The sequence below is a fragment of the Nostoc sp. genome, from assembly GCF_036919815.1.
In the GTDB taxonomy this organism is placed as follows: domain Bacteria; phylum Cyanobacteriota; class Cyanobacteriia; order Cyanobacteriales; family Nostocaceae; genus Nostoc.
The window spans coordinates 1-18,293 of sequence record NZ_JBALCE010000122.1 but is presented as its reverse complement, the minus strand read 5'-3'; the positions used below and the strand labels follow the sequence as shown (position 1 = coordinate 18,293).

The following is an 18,293-nucleotide window of genomic DNA, read 5'->3' as shown; positions in this document are numbered from 1 at the left end:
AAGCACCAAATCATTGAGGAGCCGTGTGAGTTGGAAACTCTCATGCACGGTTTTGAAGACCAACGGGGTTGGTGACAACCTCGTTGAGTTTAATGCGCTAGCTACTTGCTCTAATGGGTTTGTCGCACCTAACCCAAAAGCTTATAAAAAGAGCAAACGCAATCTTCGCAAACTGCAAAAAGAATTATGTCGTCGAACTAAAGGAGGAAAGAACCGCGACAAGACCAAACTCAAGTTAGCTAAATGTCATTACAGAATTAGCAATATCCGCTCAGATAACCTGCATAAATTAACTATTTATCTTGCCAAGAACCACAGCGAGGTATGGGTGGAAGATTTAAATGTGTCAGGTCTGCTCAAAAACCACAAACTAGCTGGCGCTATTAGTGATTGTGGCTTTTTTGAATTTAAGCGCCAGCTAGAATATAAGACTGCTTGGTATGGCTCCAACTTAAGTTTGGTTGATAGATGGTTTCCATCAAGTCAGCAATGCTTAAGGTTGTGGCGCTAAACAATCTATGCCTTTAAGTCAGCGTCAATAGAAAGATTGCACCCATTGCAATCTTTCTATTGACCGCGATTTAAATGCTAGTCGCAACATTTTAAACTACGCATGGATAGCTCAATCGTGCAAGTCTAGCGATGGCTCACCGCTCCCATGCTCCAAGCTAGAAACTGAACTTCAACTTTTGCGTAAGCAGAATTGAGTAAGTTTCAGAGAGCGGTTAGTATCAAAGCCTATACTGTGACGCTGGCAATCAGGCTATGTCCGCGTTCCTGATGATCTTACCTACCACATCATCAGGAGAGTTATAAGCGATCGTGCTGTTGTAGTTGACTGTGGTAGTGCCAGAGTTATAGTTGTAAATGCCGCCACCTTCACCGATCTCGTAACCACCAGAACTGAGTTTGATTTTGAAAGCGGTATTGAGAATGATAATGCTGTTGTCCACCGTTAGAGTGGCATTATTGTAGACGCCACCGCCAAAGTGTGCTTCATTGTCACTAATGATGCTATTACTGACGGTAACGATGCCTAATTTATTAGGGCTGCCGTTATTAAGGGCAGATCCATAGATGTCGCCGCCATCGTCGCCATTATTGTAAATGCCACCGCCAGCTTTCCCTGCGTGATTCCCACTAATGATGCTACTAATCACGTTAACAATGCCTAATTGATTGTAGTCGCCGTACTCGTTAGAGCTAGAGTTGTAGATGCCGGCGCCGTAGTCGCTGGCATAGTTATCCTTGATGTTGCTGTTATTACTCACCAATAGGTTGCCATTATTGTAGATGCCGCCCCCAGTGGATGCATGATTCTTACTCACAGTGCTATTGCTCACCTTAAAGGTGCCATATCCGAGAATATCTGGGCTATGGTAGCCAACGAGGATAAAGCCCTGGTTATAGATGCCGCCGCCTTTGATTGCCGTGTTGCTACTGATGGTGCTGTTATTCACGATTATAGTGCCATAACCAGCGATACCCCCGCCGTAGTGGCTGTTGTTGCCATTAATGGTGCTGTTACTCACGGTTATAGTGCCAGTGATTATACTAGGGCTGCCGTCTGTCCCACCGGCATTATAGATACCGCCGCCGAAGCCGTCTTTCCCTGCAAAATTGTTATTTATGTGGCTGTAAGTCACGGTTATAGTGCCATTGCCTTCGACAAGATTGGCGCTGTTCTCATCGATACCGCCGGCATCATAGATACCGCCACCGTTGTAAGTGCTTTTGTTGCCACTGATGGTGCTGTTATTTACTGATAAGGTGACACCAGTGTAAATGCCGCCGCCGTAGTCGCTTTTGTTGCCACTGATCGTGCTGTTCTTCACGGTTATAGTGCCATCGTAGAGACCACAGATACCGCCGCCTTTACTTGCCGAGTTGCCACTGATGGTGCTGTTACTCACTAATAGGGTGCTATTGGTGTAGGTGTAGATGCCACCGCCGTAGCCACCCCCGCTGTTGGTGTTGTTGCCAGTGATGAAGCTATTATTCAGGGTTATAGTCCCAAAATTAGTGATCCCGCCGCCTTCATACGCCCCCAAATTGCCAGTGATATTGCTGGTGTTGACGGTAAGGATGCCATTGGTGTAGATGCCGCCGCCTTCGCGGGACGCCGAGTTATCACTAATGGTGCTCTTACTCACCAATAGGATGCCAGAGTTGTAGATACCGCCGCCGTTTGCCGCCGAGTTGCCAGTGATCTTGCTGTTGTTGACGGTGAGGCTGCCAGAATTAGAGTTGTAAATGCCGCCGCCGTCCGCCGCCGAGTTGCCAGTGATGGTGCTGTTGCTGAGGGTAAGGATGCCTGCATTGGAGATGGCACCGCCTCCGCCGGCGTTTTTGTAGCTATTGGTGATAGTCAGCTCGTTGATTGCAGCTGTTACACCATTGCCAATGTCAAAAACACGGTCAGCACTATTATCATTAATAGTTAGTAAGCCTGGACTTGTGCCTTTAATGGTAAGGTTATCGGTGATACTCAGACTACTACCAGCCAGACTGATGGTATGAGCGATCGCATCAGTAAACAGTCCACCAAATTTGATCATGTCGCTTCCTGTAAGGGCATTGGCATCTAGAATTGCCTGCCGCAGTGAACCTGTACCACTGTTGTTGATGTTATTAACGGTAAATATAGACATTGAGATTACTCCGATTTGTTTCAGGTGTATAAAGGTTGCGCTCAAGGCTCGTGTTTTTACTAATACGAGTCTTGAGCATTTTTTCTACTGCTCAATGAATATTTAAGAGTGAGTTTTGTCAAAGAGCATGAACTTTTACGCTGTTGTAAACAGCGCTGGGTATTGTGTATCAAAAAATTACTCATTTGTGGGATTTGCTGAGTTATCGTCAAACCCAACTCCATTTTGGGTTTTTCTACAACTCAATCCAAATTACTGATTTTCATAGCCAAATCTTTAATACAGCACGGCGTCAATCCAGCGACCCTCTTAATTAACAAGACTTGGGGCTTAACACCCTTGTTAAAGGTAAGCAAACTTATGCCACACTATACTGGGAAATTGCCTTCTCAAACTCTAAGAGGTTCTAAAAATATACTTAAATTACAAAACTTTTGTAACACAGACTATATATAAGTATGCGGTGATAATTTAAAATTTACTGAGAGTTTATTTTACTTCATATTTGCTCAGTTCGGAATCCGATTTGAGTTTTAAAAATACTAAACAAGAATTACGACACCAAGCTGATATCTGCTGTTTCAAGAGTGAGTCCAGACGTTGGCTAATGTTCAGCTAATGACTAATAAGAGAAAAACTTTCGGGGGTTTGGAAAAGTCCGCTTTAACTTACTAGACTGAAGTTAGTTGCCCAATTAGCATTGACTCTCCCATAGATAGAATAGATGACTCAACAAACTTCTAGAATTTGTATCCTTGGCGGAGGCTTTGGTGGTCTCTATACAGCCCTGCGCTTAAGCCAATTACCTTGGGAATCTACGCAAAAACCCGAAATTGTTCTGGTAGATCAAAGCGATCGCTTCCTATTCTCTCCTTTACTTTACGAATTACTCACTGGCGAACTGCAAACCTGGGAAATTGCCCCACCGTTTGAAGAACTTTTACAAGGTACAGGGGTGCGTTTTTATCAAGGGGTTGTGTCGGGAATTGACATTGACCAACGACAGGTAAATATAGATCAAGGGCCGGAAATCCCTTACGATCGCTTAGTGCTGGCGCTAGGAGGTGAGACACCGCTAGATTTAGTCCCTGGTGCAACAGCCTACGCCTACACATTCCGCACAATCTCTGATGCTTATCGTTTGGAAGAACGCCTGCGATTTTTAGAAGAATCGGATGCTGATAAAATTCGGGTGGCGATCGTAGGGGCTGGCTACAGTGGTGTAGAATTAGCCTGTAAGTTAGCCGACAGATTAGGGGAAAGAGGACGCTTTCGGATCATTGAAATCGCTGACCAAATTTTGCGAACTTCTCCAGAGTTTAACCGGGAAGCAGCAAAGAAAGCAATAGAAGCCCGTGGCGTGTTTCTTGATTTAGAAACCAAAGTGGAATCAATAGAGCAAAATAGCATTTCCCTAGAGTACAAAAACCAGTTAGACACGATTCCGGTGGATTTGGTAATTTGGACAGTGGGAACCAGAGTTGCATCGGTAGTAAAATCTCTTCCTCTGAAGCAGAATCAGCGTGGTCAAATCAGCACTACATCTACTCTGCAAGTCTTTGATTATCCAGAAATCTTTGCCTTAGGAGATTTAGCAGACTCTCATGATATCGAAGGACAGCAAGTCCCCGCTACCGCCCAAGCTGCTTTTCAACAAGCTGATTATACTGCTTGGAATATCTGGGCAACTCTGACTAATCGCCCCCTCCTTCCCTTCCGCTATCAACAGTTAGGAGAAATGATGGCACTAGGAATAGACAACGCCACTCTCACCGGCTTGGGAATTAAACTAGATGGGCGCTTGGCATACGTCGCCCGCCGTATTGCCTATTTATATAGGTTGCCAACTTTAGATCATCAACTCAAAGTTGGTTTTAATTGGCTAGTCCGTCCAATCATCGAAACACTTTCTCGCTAACTTAAAGTTGGGGAGTGGGCATTGGGCATTGATGCCCCAGTCCCGATTCAATTTTGAGTTAGTCGAGTCATAAAGTTTTTAACAAGCCCAAATCTAAAATACAAGATTTAAAATCTTCAGACTTGAATGGAACAACCAAAAGTTATTTTTTTAGATGCTGTAGGCACACTCTTCGATGTCAAAGGTGGTGTAGGTGAAGTTTATAGTCAGATAGCTCAAGAATTTGGCGTTACAGTTCCAGCCGAAAGATTAAATACAACCTTCATCCAAAGCTTTAAAGCAGCGCCACCACCGATATTTCCAGATGTAGAAGTACAAGATATTCCCCAGCGCGAGTTTGATTGGTGGCGGATAATTGCCCTAAACACTTTTGAAAGTGCAGGTGTTCTCAAGGAATTTTCTGACTTTTCGGCTTTTTTTAGCGAACTTTACATCCACTTTGGCACTGGCGAACCGTGGTTTGTCTATCCCGATGTCATACCAGCTTTAATTAATTGGCGGCGGTTGGGAGTTAGCTTGGGGGTGCTGTCCAATTTCGATTCGCGGATTTACTCAGTATTGCAAAGTTTGGGATTGAGAGAGTTTTTTACCTCTGTTACCATTTCTACCCAGGTACGTGCAGCTAAACCCGATCCTCAAATTTTTGCTATTGCCTTAGATAAACATAAATGTTCGCCAGAGGCTGCATGGCATATTGGCGATAGCATTAGAGAAGATTACCACGGCGCTAAAGCAGCTGGCTTGAGAGGTGTTTGGATTAACCGTGGGACATGAAGCAGATAGGTGACGGAAGAATATGGGTTTGTGGCGATGGTTTTGGGCTAATGCGATCGTATACTCGGCGACTTGATAGCGATCGCATCTGAGTTACTCATCATCAAATTAGAAGAAGATTCCAGCAAATTCTCTACACTGGCTAAAATGAGCGCTTGATACGGCTTCTGAAAATCTTTTTGTTCTCCCGTTTGGTTATTTGTATGTGTAACAAAATGGGAGGAGGCAGTTTTCCTCCTGCCTCATTCAAGATGATATTCTGACCATAGACTAGATTATTTGCCCTTATACTCTGAGGGCTTCAATGTCTTATTATTAGCTCAAAAACCTATGCCAGCGCCGTAATTATCATTAAATGCTGAAGCAAACTTTTCCTTCTTCTGAAGCACTCCGACGGTTCCCTTTTGGACTAGCTGATATTGCCCTGATTCTTGGCACATTAGTATTACTGGCACTGATTGCGCGTGTCGGTGCTGGAACCTTGGTAAGCTTTGTACCACCAGATGTAGTGCCAGGTATCAGCCTCGACCCGCGTAATCTGCCGTATTATGCTGGGCGCTCAACCCTGCGAATGTTTATTGCTCTGTTTTACTCAACGCTGTTCACCTTAATTTATGGCTACATTGCGGCTAAAAGCCCTCGTGCTGAACGAGTTCTGATTCCGCTACTCGATATTTTACAGTCAGTTCCAGTACTAGGTTTTTTATCGATCACAGTTACAGGTTTTATTGCCCTGTTTCCCGGAAGCCTATTAGGACTAGAGGCAGCATCGATTTTTGCAATTTTCACCAGCCAGGTCTGGAACATGACCTTTTCGTTCTACCACTCACTGAGAACACTGCCACCGGAACTAGATGAGGCGGTAAAACTCTATCGCTTGTCGGGATGGCAGAGGTTCACTAAGCTGGAATTGCCTACGGCGATGATTGGGCTGCTTTGGAATGCAATGATGAGTTTTGGGGGTGGCTGGTTTTTTGTCGCTGCAAGTGAAGCGATCAGCGTACTAAAGCAGCAATACACACTACCAGGAATTGGCTCCTACGTAGCAGCCGCAGTTGTCGCTGAGAATTTACCTGCTCTAGGTTGGGCGCTATTGACGATCGCAGTAGTGATTGTGTTAGTAAATCAACTGTTCTGGCGACCGTTAATCGCCTGGGCGGATAAGTTCCGCCTAGAACAGAGTGCAGCCGCCCAAGCACCTGAATCCTGGGTCTACGATCTGCTAAATGCAGCCCGAATTCCTCGGATGCTGGGGCGGGCGCTAACTCCTTTGGCTGAAGCTATCAACCGCATTCTGTCATTGCTAACGCCACCGCAGACTCCTCGTGCTGTGCAGACTAGTCGTCATGAAATGGGCGATCGCCTCTACAACTTGATCCTGCTGGCTGTGATTGCTGCGCTATTGGTTGTCGGGTTGCACTTCATTGTGACAACGGTGGGACTGGGTGAAGTCATCAAGACCTTTGGGCTGGCATTACTGACTCTGTTACGTGTACTAGTGTTACTAGTATTTGCAACTCTAGTTTGGACACCTGTGGGAGTGGCGATTGGGTTTAATCCCCGACTGGCAACTTTGTTGCAGCCCGTGGTGCAATTCCTGGCCTCCTTTCCAGCAAACTTTATCTTTCCCTTCGCTACACTATTCTTCATCCGTTCCCATATCAGCATTGATTGGGGTAGTATTCTCTTGATGTCTCTGGGTGCCCAGTGGTACATCCTCTTCAACTCCATTGCTGGAGCGATGAGCATCCCAACGGATCTGCGCGAAATGGCAACCAGCCTCGGTTTACGTGGTTGGCGGCTGTGGCGCAAATTAATCATTCCTGGCATCTTCTCCGCCTGGGTAACAGGTGGTGTCACTGCTACCGGTGGGGCATGGAACGCCAGCATTGTCTCAGAGGTTGTCGCTTGGGGGCAAACCACTCTGACGGCCAACGGATTGGGAGCATATATTGCTCAGGCAACAGCAGCAGGTGACTGGCCTCGGATTACACTGGGGATTGGGATGATGAGCTTATTTGTTGTTGGGCTGAACAGAGTGTTTTGGCGACGACTGTATGAACTAGCAGAAACCAAATACCATCTTTAAACCATCGCTGACCGAATTTTAGATTAGGACTTACGCAAAATGACACGCTGTAGGGGAAATACCCTGCGGTCAGCTAAAGCTACATGAATTGCCCTAAGAAGAAAATCACAGTTTCGGCTATTGTTTGCGTAAGTCCTGTAGAGTTTAAATTTTGGAATCTAAAATCTAAAATCTGTCTTGAAAAGTTTGTTCAACGGGGGGAACCCCCGCACGCAAATTTTGTCTCCGACACGCTACGCGAACGCAAAATCCAAAATTGTAAGACTAGAGGCGCAAGCATGACATCTACGCAAGTTACTAATAATGTACTAATCGCTGTCGAACAGGTCTATAAGAGTTTTCCGCGCCCAGAGGGTAAAGGTGAGTTTAACGTTCTCCGCAACATTAATCTAACGGTAGCTGCGGGTGAAGTACTAGCGTTGCTAGGGCGCAGTGGCAGTGGCAAAAGTACCTTACTGCGGATTATGGCAGGCTTGATTCCCCCAAGTGAAGGAAAGGTGATCAGCAATGGTAAACATTTGCAAGGTGCTAACCCTGGTGTAGCAATGGTATTTCAAAGCTTTGCACTGCTGCCCTGGTTGACAGTACAAGAAAACGTCGAGTTAGGGCTAGACGCGCAGGGTGTTCGGCGGGATGAGCGACGACAACGAGCGCTTAAAGCTATTGACTTGGTGGGCTTAGATGGTTTTGAGAGTGCCTATCCTAAAGAGTTGTCTGGGGGGATGAGGCAGCGAGTTGGGTTTGCCAGGGCATTTGTGCTGGAGCCGCAAGTACTATTTATGGATGAGCCATTTAGCGCCCTAGATGTGTTGACGGCTGAGAACCTGCGGGGTGAAATTGATGATTTATGGAATGCTGGCACCTTTCCGTCTAAAAGTATTTTGATTGTCACCCACAATATTGAAGAAGCGCTGTTTCTGGCGGATAGAGTAATTATCTTGGGATCAAATCCGGGACATATTCGCGGTGAGGTTGTGATTGATATGCCACGACCTCATGACCGCACCAGTATCCGCTTCAAATCGCTGATAGACTATATCTACACGGTGATGACTAACCCAGAAGTGGAAGTGAGTGGGGCTGTTGCAGCATCTACCTCACCTATACAAGCACCGCGGCCTGGCGCAATCCAACAATCGCCCTATGCCAAACTCCTCCCCCACGTCAGAATCGGTGGTATTAGCGGTCTACTGGAGCTAATTGTTGATCAACCAGAAGGTAAGGATGATATTCCTCGCCTAGCAGAACGAATCCAATTATCGGTTGATGATCTGTTACCGATGCTTGATGCAACCGTGATGCTGGGCTTTGCTGAAGTTGCACAGGGAGATGTCAAGCTGACCGAAATTGGGCAAGATTTCGCAACTACAACCATTCTCCGCAGTAAAGACTTATTTCGGCAGCAGGTGCTGGAAAAGGTGCCAGTTGTAGTTAGTATGGTGCAAACATTGCGGGAAAAACGGAATCGGTCAATGCGTGCGGATTTCTTTATCGATTTACTTGAGGAATACTATCCCCATGAAGAAGCGGAGCGGCAATTTGCCACAGCCGTAGATTGGGGGCGTTATGCCGAACTGTTTGAGTATGATGCTAGTGAAGATAGACTGTATTTGCCGGAGCTAGCAGCAGTTCAAACTCGTGAATCTGAAGCGATGGAATGAGGGGGATGTAGCTTTAGCTTTCCTACGGAACGCTACGCGAACCCGCAGGGTGGGGGATACTTTCAATTCAGCAACGCCAAATTTTTAAAGTGGAATCCAATCTAATCTATCAATCCATTCTTCCGTCTCAGTCGCTTCCCAAATCAAATAAATTGTTTCTGCCCAAATACTAAGGTTCCCACTGGAACGCAACCAAACTAGTCCCCAAATATGTCCTCCATCTCTCCAGTGTTCTTCTAGATGTTCGGGCATACTTTTGCGGTTGTCTGTAACCAATATTCGTTGGGATAATTCCAGGTAGCGTAGGATATCTGGGTCAAGCGTACCTAATGGTGATCCTTCGCTATCGCCTACGCGCAGAATATCTATTGCTGGATTGAGGCGCAAAACAGCTATTTTCAGCTTAGGCGACAAATTTTAATCAAGGAGAAAACGTACCTTCACCAAGAGTTTAGCAACTCCTGCTCACGTTGCGCCTTTAATGTTCTTAAATGTTGCATCAAAGGTGAAGGATTAGCTGATGATTCTTGATAGCGCTGTTCTCGCCACTTTGCTAGCCGCAACATATAAGCATCTATTTCAACACGATTATGCAGGTAGTAGGTAAGCGTCGCATAAATTTTCTCCAAATTTAGGGAAGGTAATTCTTCTAGAATTTGCTCCGGTGAACATCCTTGCAGGTAATATTGAATTACATTATCAATACCAATGCGATGGCCTTTGATACGGATGTCATCTGGGTCTAAAAACTCAAAATAATCTTCTAGTTGCATTCATCTACCTCTGTAGCGTCTTTTAACATTAATTCGTAATTGAACATTATTTGCTCTCGCCCCAGTGTGCTTTATACCACCGATGAGGAGTTTAAAGCAGAACTGCAAAAGCGAATTAATTCTTCACCTCAACAAACTTAACTCGCACACTTCCGTAATGGGAGGATATTTGGGTAAAGGTATGACTATTCTAGCGATCGCCTGATCAATTCCCCACTCATTGCAAAACCTAATTACTCCAAAAACTTCCTATGTTCTGCTCAAACGATAAAGGATAAGGGGGATAAGAAAAAGTTAGAACTCCATTCATAAACCTTGGAACTCCATTCATGAACCTCGGAACTCCATTCATGAACCTCGGAACTCCATTCATGAACCTCGGAACTTCATTCATGAACCTCGGAACTTCATTCATGAACCTCGGAACTTCATTCATGAACCTCGGAACTCCATTCATGAACCTCTGAACTCCATTCATGAACCTCGGAACTCCATTCATGAACCTCGGAACTCCATTCATGAACCTCGGAACTCCATTCATGAACCTCTGAACTCCATTCATCCCCAATGCCCAATGCCCAATGCCCAATGCCCAATGCCCAATGCCCAATGCCCAATTCCCAATACCAAATGCTGCCCTAAGACCCGTATGATCAAAATATCAGGAAAACATAACAGCCAGATTTTTACCGCAAAACATGGGCAGTATTTGGGAAATCGATTTTTACTCTCGTCCGATTTTGGACGATAATCAGAAAAAAATTTGGGAAGTCTTAGTCTGCGAAAGCCCCTTGGATATCAGCACAAAACCAGATTCTTTGTTTCGTTATGCTCAATATTGTCCCAGTACCCAAGTAAATTCGGGCTGGTTGCGGACAGCATTGCAGGAGGCTATTAACCAAGCTGGAAAAGCACCAATTAAAATCCGCTTTTTCCGCCGCCAAATGAACAACATGATTACTAAAGCTTGCCTAGACTTAGGCATTCCCCCCCAACCTAGCCGCCGCACTTTGGTTCTCAACCAATGGTTAGAACAGCGCATGGAGGAAGTATATCCTCAAGAACCAGGGTATCAAGAAGGGACTAATCCCTCAGTCCGCTTGGAAAAACCTTTGCCGCAACGTTTACCAGATGCTTTGGAAGGACAGCAGTGGGTATTTGTTACCTTAGATGCTGCGGATTTGGCCGAAATGCCAGAGTGGGAAATTGGCTTTGGTGAAGCTTTTCCTCTAGAGTTGGTGCAAGTTTCACCCGAAGCCCGGATTCCTGGTATTTTGATTTTCTCATCAAGAGCGTTGCCCTTGGCAGGCTGGATGTCTGGTTTGGAGTTGGCTTTCTTAAGATTTGACACTAGCGTTGAGGCAAGATTGCTTTTAGAAACTGGTGTAACTGAAAGCTGGATTGTGGCGAATATCAAAAAACCTCAAATCTTAGCAGAAGCCAAAGGTTTTGAAGAAGCCAAGCAAAAAGCTAAGGGAGTACATTTTATCGGTATACAGTCTGATCCCAAATCAGAATCTTTTGCTGGTTTTTGGCTGTTGCAAGAGGTTAATCTTTGAAAATGGGGAGTGCGGAGTGGGGCATGGGGGGGAATGACTAATGACTAAATCCGTTGAGACATGACAATGATTTGGGATAATTAACTGCGTCCATCAGGGTTGCTCTGCGGTTTCAAATCGTAACTGTAAAGAAACGTTGATGATTTTTCGATAGTTATCTGCGTTTATTAGCAGAAAGTCAGATCGTCGGCTTTTGGCGATCGCACTTTCTCCAACGTGCGTTGATATGCGGTTCAAAATCCACAATTCACTAAGGGGTCATGGGTTCTGAAAATTTGTCACAAGATACACTAGCAGAACAGCTGCTGGAACTAGCTATAAAATCTGGAGCCGAAGCTGCTGAGGTGTATCAGTCGCGATCGCTTTCTCGTCCGGTGTTTTTTGAGGGAAACCGACTCAAACAGTTAGAAACCAACCAATCTGAAGGCACAGCATTACGGCTTTGGCGAAACGGGCAACCAGGACTGATGGTGGCTTACGGTTCTGTCACAGCCGAAGTAATGGTGGAAAAAGCTCTGGCACTGAGTCAACTTAATCATCCCGAAACAGTAGAATTAGGTTCTAACTTTCAGCCCTCCTACCCAGATTTGGGGGAGAGTGTGCCAATAGAAGTTTTGGTAGATTGGGGCAAAGAAGCGATCGCACTCATCCGTGATGCCTATCCAGATGTTGTGTGCAATGGTGACTGGGAATGTGATGTTGAAACCACTAGACTAGTCAATACCAAAGGTTTAGATTGTCATTATACTGACACTACCCTCAACTGCTACATATCAGCAGAATGGGTGCGTGGCGATGATTTTTTGAATGTTTCCGATGGACAAACTCAGCGCGGTGAACTCGACCCGGAGAAATTAGCTAATCAAATTTTACAGAGGTTAATTTGGTCTAGAGAAAATGTCTCACCTCCAACTGGCCGGGTTCCGGTTTTGTTCACTTCCAAAGCCGCCGATATGCTTTGGGGTACTGTGCAAGCAGCTTTGAATGGCAAGCGAGTTTTAGAAGTAGCTTCCCCTTGGACAGAACGCCTGGGTAATTCAGTTGTTGCACCTAGTCTCACCCTTTACCAAGATCCCCAAGCAGGCCCTTACAGTTGTCCTTTCGATGATGAAGGTACTGCTACTAAATTTTTAGTATTTATCGAAAACGGGACTTTACAGCATTTCTATGGCGATCGCACCACCGGGCGTCAACTGGGTACTGACACTACTGGAAATGGTTTTCGCCCTGGTTTAGGTAGCTATCCCACCCCTGGTTTATTTAATTTTCTAATCCAGCCCGGTTTAGCATCCCTACCAGATTTGATTCAACAACTAGATGACGGCTTGATTGTGGATCAAATGCTGGGTAGTAGCGGCAGTATTTCTGGAGATTTTTCGATCAACGTTGATTTAGGCTACCGCGTCCAAAATGGTCAGGTAATTGGGCGCGTTAAGGATACGATGGTTGCAGGTAATGTCTACACAGCCCTGAAGCAATTGGTTGCACTGGGCAACGACGCTGATTGGAATGGTTCTTGCTATACTCCATCTCTGATAGTAGAAGGGCTATCCACTACCGGGAGAAGCAATTAATTCGTAATTCGTAATTCGTAATTCGTAATTCGTAATTCGTAATTCGTAATTCGTAATGACGCTCTCTACGAGACGCTAAAAGCGTAGCTTGCAACTCTTACAGAGTACACGAATTCGCTAACGCTTGTTAGAAACTCTTGACTTAAACCCTCAGAACTCCGTTAAAAATTCTAAATTGATCGCCACTAACGGGTTTTGCAAGTAGCAAATGTTGCCTTTGATTCCTTGAAAGTAGGACTTACGCATCAAGTATGAAATGTAGGGGCAATACCCTGCGGTCAGCTAAAGCTACATGAATTGCCTCTACGGGAAATCAAGGCTTTCACTGCCTTTTTGCGTAAGTTCTGGTAAATTTAGTAAATCATCTCCGAATAACACAAAAGAGTTGACATCATGTGGTATACACCTATCCTCCAACGTTTTCGGCAGCTGCTACAACCACGGCGTCGTTTAGCAATTTTTGAAGCTTGTCTGATTGGTTTGGTTTCAGCTCTTGCAGCAGTATTACTGAAATCGGGGGTGGGATTACTAGGTTCCTGGCGAGTGCAGACATCGCTGCTGCTACCAGCTTGGTTAGTGCTACCAGGTATCGGCCTCGCCTTTGGATTCCTCGCCGGATGGCTGGTTGAGCGCGTAGCCCCAGAAACTTCCGGGAGCGGCATTCCTCAGGTGAAAGCAGTGCTGGCCGGTATACCAATTGCTCTAAATTTGCGGGTTGCCCTGGTGAAGCTAGTCGGTGGGATTCTGGCACTGGGTTCTGGACTAGCTTTAGGGCGGGAAGGACCAACAGTTCAGGTCAGCGCCGCTTTAGCATCTCAACTTAGTCGGTGGTTTGCTACTTCACCAGACCACCGTCGCCAGTTGATTGCGGCGGGTGCAGGAGCAGGGTTAGCGGCTGCCTTTAATACGCCGATTGCAGGTGTGTTGTTTGTAGTAGAAGAACTGTTACAAGATTTCTCGGAATTTACTCTGGGTACTGCGATTCTGGCTTCTTTTATCGGTGCTGTCGTCTCGCGCGTATTGGGTGGTCGCAGCCTGGATCTGAATCTAGCATTAACTGCTTCCAAGACAGAGTTTTTTGTTCAAGATATTCCCTTCTATTTGGTGTTGGGGATTCTGGCTGGATTGATGGGGGCGCTGTTCAATCGCGGGATTATTGCCAGCTTGACTGTTTACCGCCGCTCTCTGCGTTTTGGATTACCTGCTCGTGTGGGACTAGCTGGATTAGTCTCTGGGGTGATTGTGGCATTACTACCGGTAGCGTTTCGAGATAACACAGGACTGCGGGAAATTTTAATTACAGGTGAGGCTAGCTGGTCAATGGCCGCGATCGCCTTTATCTCCCAGTTTATCCTAACTCTGGTAGCCTATGGCTCTGGTGTGCCAGGAGGATTATTTGCTCCGGCATTGACCCTTGGGGCTGCCCTTGGCTACTTGGTGGGTATGGGAGAACACAGTCTGCTTGTTCCTTTTGGGATAGCGGCTGGATTACCAATTACCTATGCTTTGGCAGGAATGGGCGCATTTTTTACTGCGGTGGCGAGAGTGCCAATGACGGGGATAGTAATTGTGTTTGAAATGACTACAGATTTCAATTTAGTACTACCCTTAATGATTGGCTCTGTAACTTCGTATTTAGTCGCCGAAAAGTTAGCGCCAGGATCACTCTATGACAAACTTTTGGCGTGGAATGGCATAACTATCGAAAAATCCGCACCGGCGGGGGGAATAATGACAAATTTGACTGCCAAAGATGTCATGCAGCAACAAGTAGAAACTCTGGATACAGAGATGCCTTTAGATGAAGTGATGCAGGCATTCGCCCGTTCCCACCATCGGGGGTTTCCAGTGGTAGAGAACAGCAAGCTTGTAGGGATTGTCACCCAATCAGATTTACTAGGTATCCGCGATCGCAACTTACCAAACGACACTCCTTTGCGGGAAATTATGACCGCCGCTCCGATGAGCGTAACACCGATCCACAACTTGGGCAATGTCCTATATTTACTCGATCGCTATCAAATCAGTCGCTTACCAGTCGTAGATGGACGGAAACTGATTGGAATTATTACCCGTGGAGATATTATTCGAGCGGAAGCAGACCATCTCAATGGTGAAAATGACACCCCAAGACCGCGACCAGATCCTTCTTATGTAGTTTACCAAACGCGATCGCCCAGCACTGGTAGAGGTAGATTATTAGTGCCAGTAGCTAATCCCGAAACCGCCGGTATTTTATTACAAATGGCAGCAGCTATTGCCCGCGATCGCCATTATGAAATAGATTGTGTGCAAGTGATGCTGATACCCCGCCACAGTTCCCCATCCGAAACAGAAGTAAGAACGGCAAAAAGTCGCCGCTTGCTACGACAGGCGGAAGTCTTAGCAAAAAAATGGCAAATTCCCCTGCACACGCAGATTCGAGTTACCCACGATGTCGCGCAGGCAATTTTGGAGACAATCAACGAACAACACATCGACCTAATTTTAATGGGATGGAAAGGTAGCACATCTACCCCGAATCGAATTTTTGGCGACGTTGTAGACAGCGTAATTCGCCAAGCCCCCTGCGAAGTAGTTTTAGTAAAATTGGGCACTACTCCCCTCTTCAATCGCTGGCTAGTACCAATGGCTGGTGGCCCTAATTCGCGGCTGGCGATTAAATTGCTCCCAGCTTTACTAACATTAGGAAATGATCCACAAATTCGCCTTGCACAGGTGTTTAAGACATCTGAATTAAGGCCAGATATGTCAGTTTCAGAACAAGCCATCCGCCATTTGATGCGTCGCCGCAAATTGTCGAGTACTGTAATTGCTCTCCCAGTTCAAGCTAATTCAGTTGCTGAAGGTGTAATTAACCTAGTGAAAACCGAAGGCTACGATGTTGTAGTTGTGGGAGCTTCGCGCGAGGGATTGTTGCAGCAGGCGATTCAAGGTAATATTCCCGAAGCGATCGCCTCTGGTGTAGAAAGTACAGTAATTTTGGTTAGAGGTGCAATTAATAATTCGTAATTCGTAATTCGTAATTCGTAATTCAGATAAATGTTTCTAACCGCCGATTTCACTGAGACAACCGCCAAATCTTAATAGTATTATCCTCACTACCACTGATAAGGGTTTTGGCATTAGGACTGAAGGTGACGGATGTCACAGTGTTGGTGTGCCCCGTTAATGTGAGAATTTCCTTTCCTGTGGCTGGATTCCAGAGTTTGATGGTGCGATCGCGGCTGCCACTAGCAATCATTTTACCATCGGCACTGAAGGCTACGGATGTCACAGTGTTGGCGTGTCCCGCTAGTGTGCGAATTTCTCTACCAGTAACTAGATTCCAAAGTTTGATGGTGCGATCGCGGCTAGCACTGGCTAAAGTTTTACCATCTGGGCTAATAGCCACAGCTGTTACTGTTTGAAAATTTCCCTCCAGTGTACGGATTGAGTAACCCTTTGTGAGATTCCAGATTTTGATCGTCTTGTCAAAACTGCCACTGGCCAGAATCAGTCCATCGGGGCTGATGGCTAGCGATCGCACCCAGAATGTATGCCCTACTAGTGTCCGAATTTGCTCTCCTGTTGCTAAATCCCAGATTTTGATCGTTTTGTCATCACTGCCACTAACGAGAGTCTCGCTATCAGCACTGATGGCTAGGGCATGAACTGAGTCAGAATGCCCATCTAAAGTGCGAATTAGCTTTCGCGTTGCCAGATTCCAGATTTTGATCGTGTTGTCATTACTACCACTAACCAGAGTTTTCCCATCTGGGCTGATCACTACAACATTCACCTGCTGAGAATACCCGTTGAGTGAAGAGATTTGTTTTCCGGTTGCGAGATTCCAAAGTTTGATTGTGCGATCGTCGCCACTGCTGGCAATGGTTTTACTATCAGGGCTGATGGCGACAGATAAAACTGAGTTTTCATGTCCTTGGAGGGTATTAGCTAAGGAAACTTTACCCAAAGTAATCTTTGGCGATTGATCTAAAAACGCATCATCTTTGCCAGAACTATTGTGCTGACTCAACTTAGAGAACAAATTAATCTGAATCTGGCGAAAATTTTTATACCAAGATTCTCTAAACCCGAACAACAGAATCAAAGCACTTATTAAAATTAAAATTCTCAGTAAGGGAGAACTTTTTGGTAAATATGGGGCTTTAGTTGGTGGTATTTTCCCAGATGACTTACCGACTGGTGGTAGGGCGAGGAGTTGTTTGGGAATCAAGTCTCTGAGGACTTCATCGGCTGACTGGTAACGTTCTTGGATGTCTTTTTTCAAAAGCTTGTCGATCACAAAATCTAACTCAGGAGTTAATGGACTCCGCAAATATTCCCGCCAATTACTTACCCAAGAGTAGCCAGATTCCATCCACAACTGAAAGGGGGAATTTCCGGTTAGCAGATGAAAGCAAGTAGCCCCCAAACCGAACAAGTCACTGGCGGGGAAAGCTTTACCATCTCTAATTTGTTCTAGAGGGGAATAACCATGTGAACCAATGGATGTCCCCGATTTCTGCTGAACTTTGGCGGTGAATTGCTTTGAGGAACCAAAATCAATCAGGCTTAATCGCCCATCAGTTTTATCGCGGATAATATTTTCTGGCTTGATATCTCGATGAATGACTTTGCGATCGTGGATGAATTTCAGAATAGGTAGTAAATCTAGCAAAGTAGATTGAATTTCCCTAGAATTATACGGCTTACGCTGTTCCAACTCCTTTAACAAATTGTCCCCATTGATAAACTGCTGGACTAAATATAAGCAGCCATCTTGCTCAAAGTAAGCTAGCAAAGTCGGAATTTGGGGATGTTCCCCAAGGTCTTGTAGTCGCTGCGCTTCTTCAGCAAACAACTCCATCGCCTTTTTTTGCGACCAAGTTCCTTGAAATTTTGGAGCTAATTGCTTGATAACACAACGTTCATTGAGTTTATCTACATCTTCTGATAGATAGGTTCTGCCAAATCCCCCCTCATCTGAAAGAACTCGGATGACACGAAAGCGATTTCTTAAGAGTGACACCAATGGGGTGCTACAACTTTGGCAAAACTTCTTTCCATTGGGATTCAGGGGATTTGGGCAATCGGGATTTAAGCAGCAGATCATGATCTGACAGGCGCGACTGCATGATAACTTAGGCTAAGTTTGCCCCTAACTTTCCCTTAAGAAAATTGACTCTCGCTTACTGATGGTAGAAAACCCTGTTTTGGGGATTGGGGAATTACTTAATATAGTTTGCGTTTGTAAATAGTAGTCAGTCTTCCTGGTCTGTGGAAAACTACGAGAGCCAATTTTCTTAAGG

The 18,293-nt window shown here is 45.5% G+C and carries 13 protein-coding genes; 8 read left to right on the top strand and 5 right to left on the bottom strand.

Annotated features, from left to right (window positions below):
* Positions 1-511: RNA-guided endonuclease TnpB family protein (locus V7K15_RS27710; RefSeq protein ID WP_334910872.1), on the top strand; the 511-nt coding region annotated here is incomplete at its 5' end.
* 247 nt (positions 512-758) lie between these two features.
* Here the strand turns inward: V7K15_RS27710 and V7K15_RS27705 are convergent.
* Positions 759-2,651 (bottom strand): beta strand repeat-containing protein, encoded by a 1,893-nt coding sequence (locus V7K15_RS27705; RefSeq protein ID WP_334910870.1) that lies wholly within the window; start codon positions 2,649-2,651, stop codon positions 759-761.
* Positions 2,652-3,375: 724 nt separating this feature from the next.
* Here V7K15_RS27705 and V7K15_RS27700 point away from each other — a divergent pair.
* The 4 genes from V7K15_RS27700 to V7K15_RS27685 all read left to right on the top strand — a co-directional run bounded on the left by V7K15_RS27700 (position 3,376) and on the right by V7K15_RS27685 (position 9,093).
* Positions 3,376-4,569 (top strand): NAD(P)/FAD-dependent oxidoreductase, encoded by a 1,194-nt coding sequence (locus V7K15_RS27700; protein WP_334910868.1) that lies wholly within the window; start codon positions 3,376-3,378, stop codon positions 4,567-4,569.
* Between the two features lie 126 nt (positions 4,570-4,695).
* On the top strand, positions 4,696-5,343 hold the full coding sequence (locus V7K15_RS27695) for an HAD-IA family hydrolase (protein ID WP_334910866.1): 648 nt from the start codon (positions 4,696-4,698) through the stop codon (positions 5,341-5,343).
* 355 nt (positions 5,344-5,698) lie between these two features.
* On the top strand, positions 5,699-7,432 hold the full coding sequence (locus V7K15_RS27690) for an ABC transporter permease (RefSeq protein WP_334910864.1): 1,734 nt from the start codon (positions 5,699-5,701) through the stop codon (positions 7,430-7,432).
* A 278-nt stretch (positions 7,433-7,710) separates the two neighbouring features.
* Complete coding sequence (locus V7K15_RS27685) at positions 7,711-9,093, top strand: ABC transporter ATP-binding protein (RefSeq protein WP_334910862.1); 1,383 nt, start codon at positions 7,711-7,713, stop codon at positions 9,091-9,093.
* An 84-nt stretch (positions 9,094-9,177) separates the two neighbouring features.
* Here the strand turns inward: V7K15_RS27685 and V7K15_RS27680 are convergent, their stop codons facing one another.
* From V7K15_RS27680 to V7K15_RS27670, 3 genes are all read right to left on the bottom strand, one after another.
* Positions 9,178-9,507, bottom strand: coding sequence for a hypothetical protein (locus V7K15_RS27680; protein ID WP_334910860.1), 330 nt, complete (start codon positions 9,505-9,507; stop codon positions 9,178-9,180).
* A 26-nt stretch (positions 9,508-9,533) separates the two neighbouring features.
* Positions 9,534-9,866: a DUF433 domain-containing protein gene (locus tag V7K15_RS27675; protein ID WP_334910858.1), complete on the bottom strand. Its 333-nt coding sequence runs from the start codon at positions 9,864-9,866 to the stop codon at positions 9,534-9,536.
* Between the two features lie 229 nt (positions 9,867-10,095).
* On the bottom strand, positions 10,096-10,428 hold the full coding sequence (locus tag V7K15_RS27670) for a hypothetical protein (protein ID WP_334910856.1): 333 nt from the start codon (positions 10,426-10,428) through the stop codon (positions 10,096-10,098).
* 136 nt (positions 10,429-10,564) lie between these two features.
* Here V7K15_RS27670 and V7K15_RS27665 point away from each other — a divergent pair, with 136 nt between their 5' ends.
* The 3 genes from V7K15_RS27665 to V7K15_RS27655 all read left to right on the top strand — a co-directional run bounded on the left by V7K15_RS27665 (position 10,565) and on the right by V7K15_RS27655 (position 16,011).
* Positions 10,565-11,425: a Tab2/Atab2 family RNA-binding protein gene (locus V7K15_RS27665; protein WP_334910854.1), complete on the top strand. Its 861-nt coding sequence runs from the start codon at positions 10,565-10,567 to the stop codon at positions 11,423-11,425.
* Positions 11,426-11,685: 260 nt separating this feature from the next.
* Complete coding sequence (locus V7K15_RS27660) at positions 11,686-12,999, top strand: TldD/PmbA family protein (RefSeq protein WP_334910852.1); 1,314 nt, start codon at positions 11,686-11,688, stop codon at positions 12,997-12,999.
* Positions 13,000-13,392: 393 nt separating this feature from the next.
* Positions 13,393-16,011 (top strand): chloride channel protein, encoded by a 2,619-nt coding sequence (locus tag V7K15_RS27655; RefSeq protein WP_334910849.1) that lies wholly within the window; start codon positions 13,393-13,395, stop codon positions 16,009-16,011.
* Between the two features lie 49 nt (positions 16,012-16,060).
* Here V7K15_RS27655 and V7K15_RS27650 read toward each other — a convergent pair whose 3' ends face one another.
* Positions 16,061-18,097 (bottom strand): serine/threonine-protein kinase, encoded by a 2,037-nt coding sequence (locus V7K15_RS27650; protein ID WP_334910847.1) that lies wholly within the window; start codon positions 18,095-18,097, stop codon positions 16,061-16,063.
* Positions 18,098-18,293 lie beyond the last annotated feature (196 nt).

Excerpts from the sequence above, each read along its gene's own strand:
- V7K15_RS27685 (WP_334910862.1), top strand. The coding sequence starts at position 7,711 with ATGACATCTACGCAAGTTACTAATAATGTACTAATCGCTGTCGAACAG.
- V7K15_RS27665 (WP_334910854.1), top strand. The coding sequence starts at position 10,565 with ATGGGCAGTATTTGGGAAATCGATTTTTACTCTCGTCCGATTTTGGAC.
- V7K15_RS27695 (WP_334910866.1), top strand. The coding sequence starts at position 4,696 with ATGGAACAACCAAAAGTTATTTTTTTAGATGCTGTAGGCACACTCTTC.
- V7K15_RS27705 (WP_334910870.1), bottom strand. The coding sequence starts at position 2,651 with ATGTCTATATTTACCGTTAATAACATCAACAACAGTGGTACAGGTTCA.
- V7K15_RS27650 (WP_334910847.1), bottom strand. The coding sequence starts at position 18,097 with ATGATCTGCTGCTTAAATCCCGATTGCCCAAATCCCCTGAATCCCAAT.
- V7K15_RS27690 (WP_334910864.1), top strand. The coding sequence starts at position 5,699 with ATGCTGAAGCAAACTTTTCCTTCTTCTGAAGCACTCCGACGGTTCCCT.
- V7K15_RS27660 (WP_334910852.1), top strand. The coding sequence starts at position 11,686 with ATGGGTTCTGAAAATTTGTCACAAGATACACTAGCAGAACAGCTGCTG.
- V7K15_RS27655 (WP_334910849.1), top strand. The coding sequence starts at position 13,393 with ATGTGGTATACACCTATCCTCCAACGTTTTCGGCAGCTGCTACAACCA.
- V7K15_RS27675 (WP_334910858.1), bottom strand. The coding sequence starts at position 9,866 with ATGCAACTAGAAGATTATTTTGAGTTTTTAGACCCAGATGACATCCGT.
- V7K15_RS27670 (WP_334910856.1), bottom strand. The coding sequence starts at position 10,428 with ATGAATGGAGTTCAGAGGTTCATGAATGGAGTTCCGAGGTTCATGAAT.
- V7K15_RS27700 (WP_334910868.1), top strand. The coding sequence starts at position 3,376 with ATGACTCAACAAACTTCTAGAATTTGTATCCTTGGCGGAGGCTTTGGT.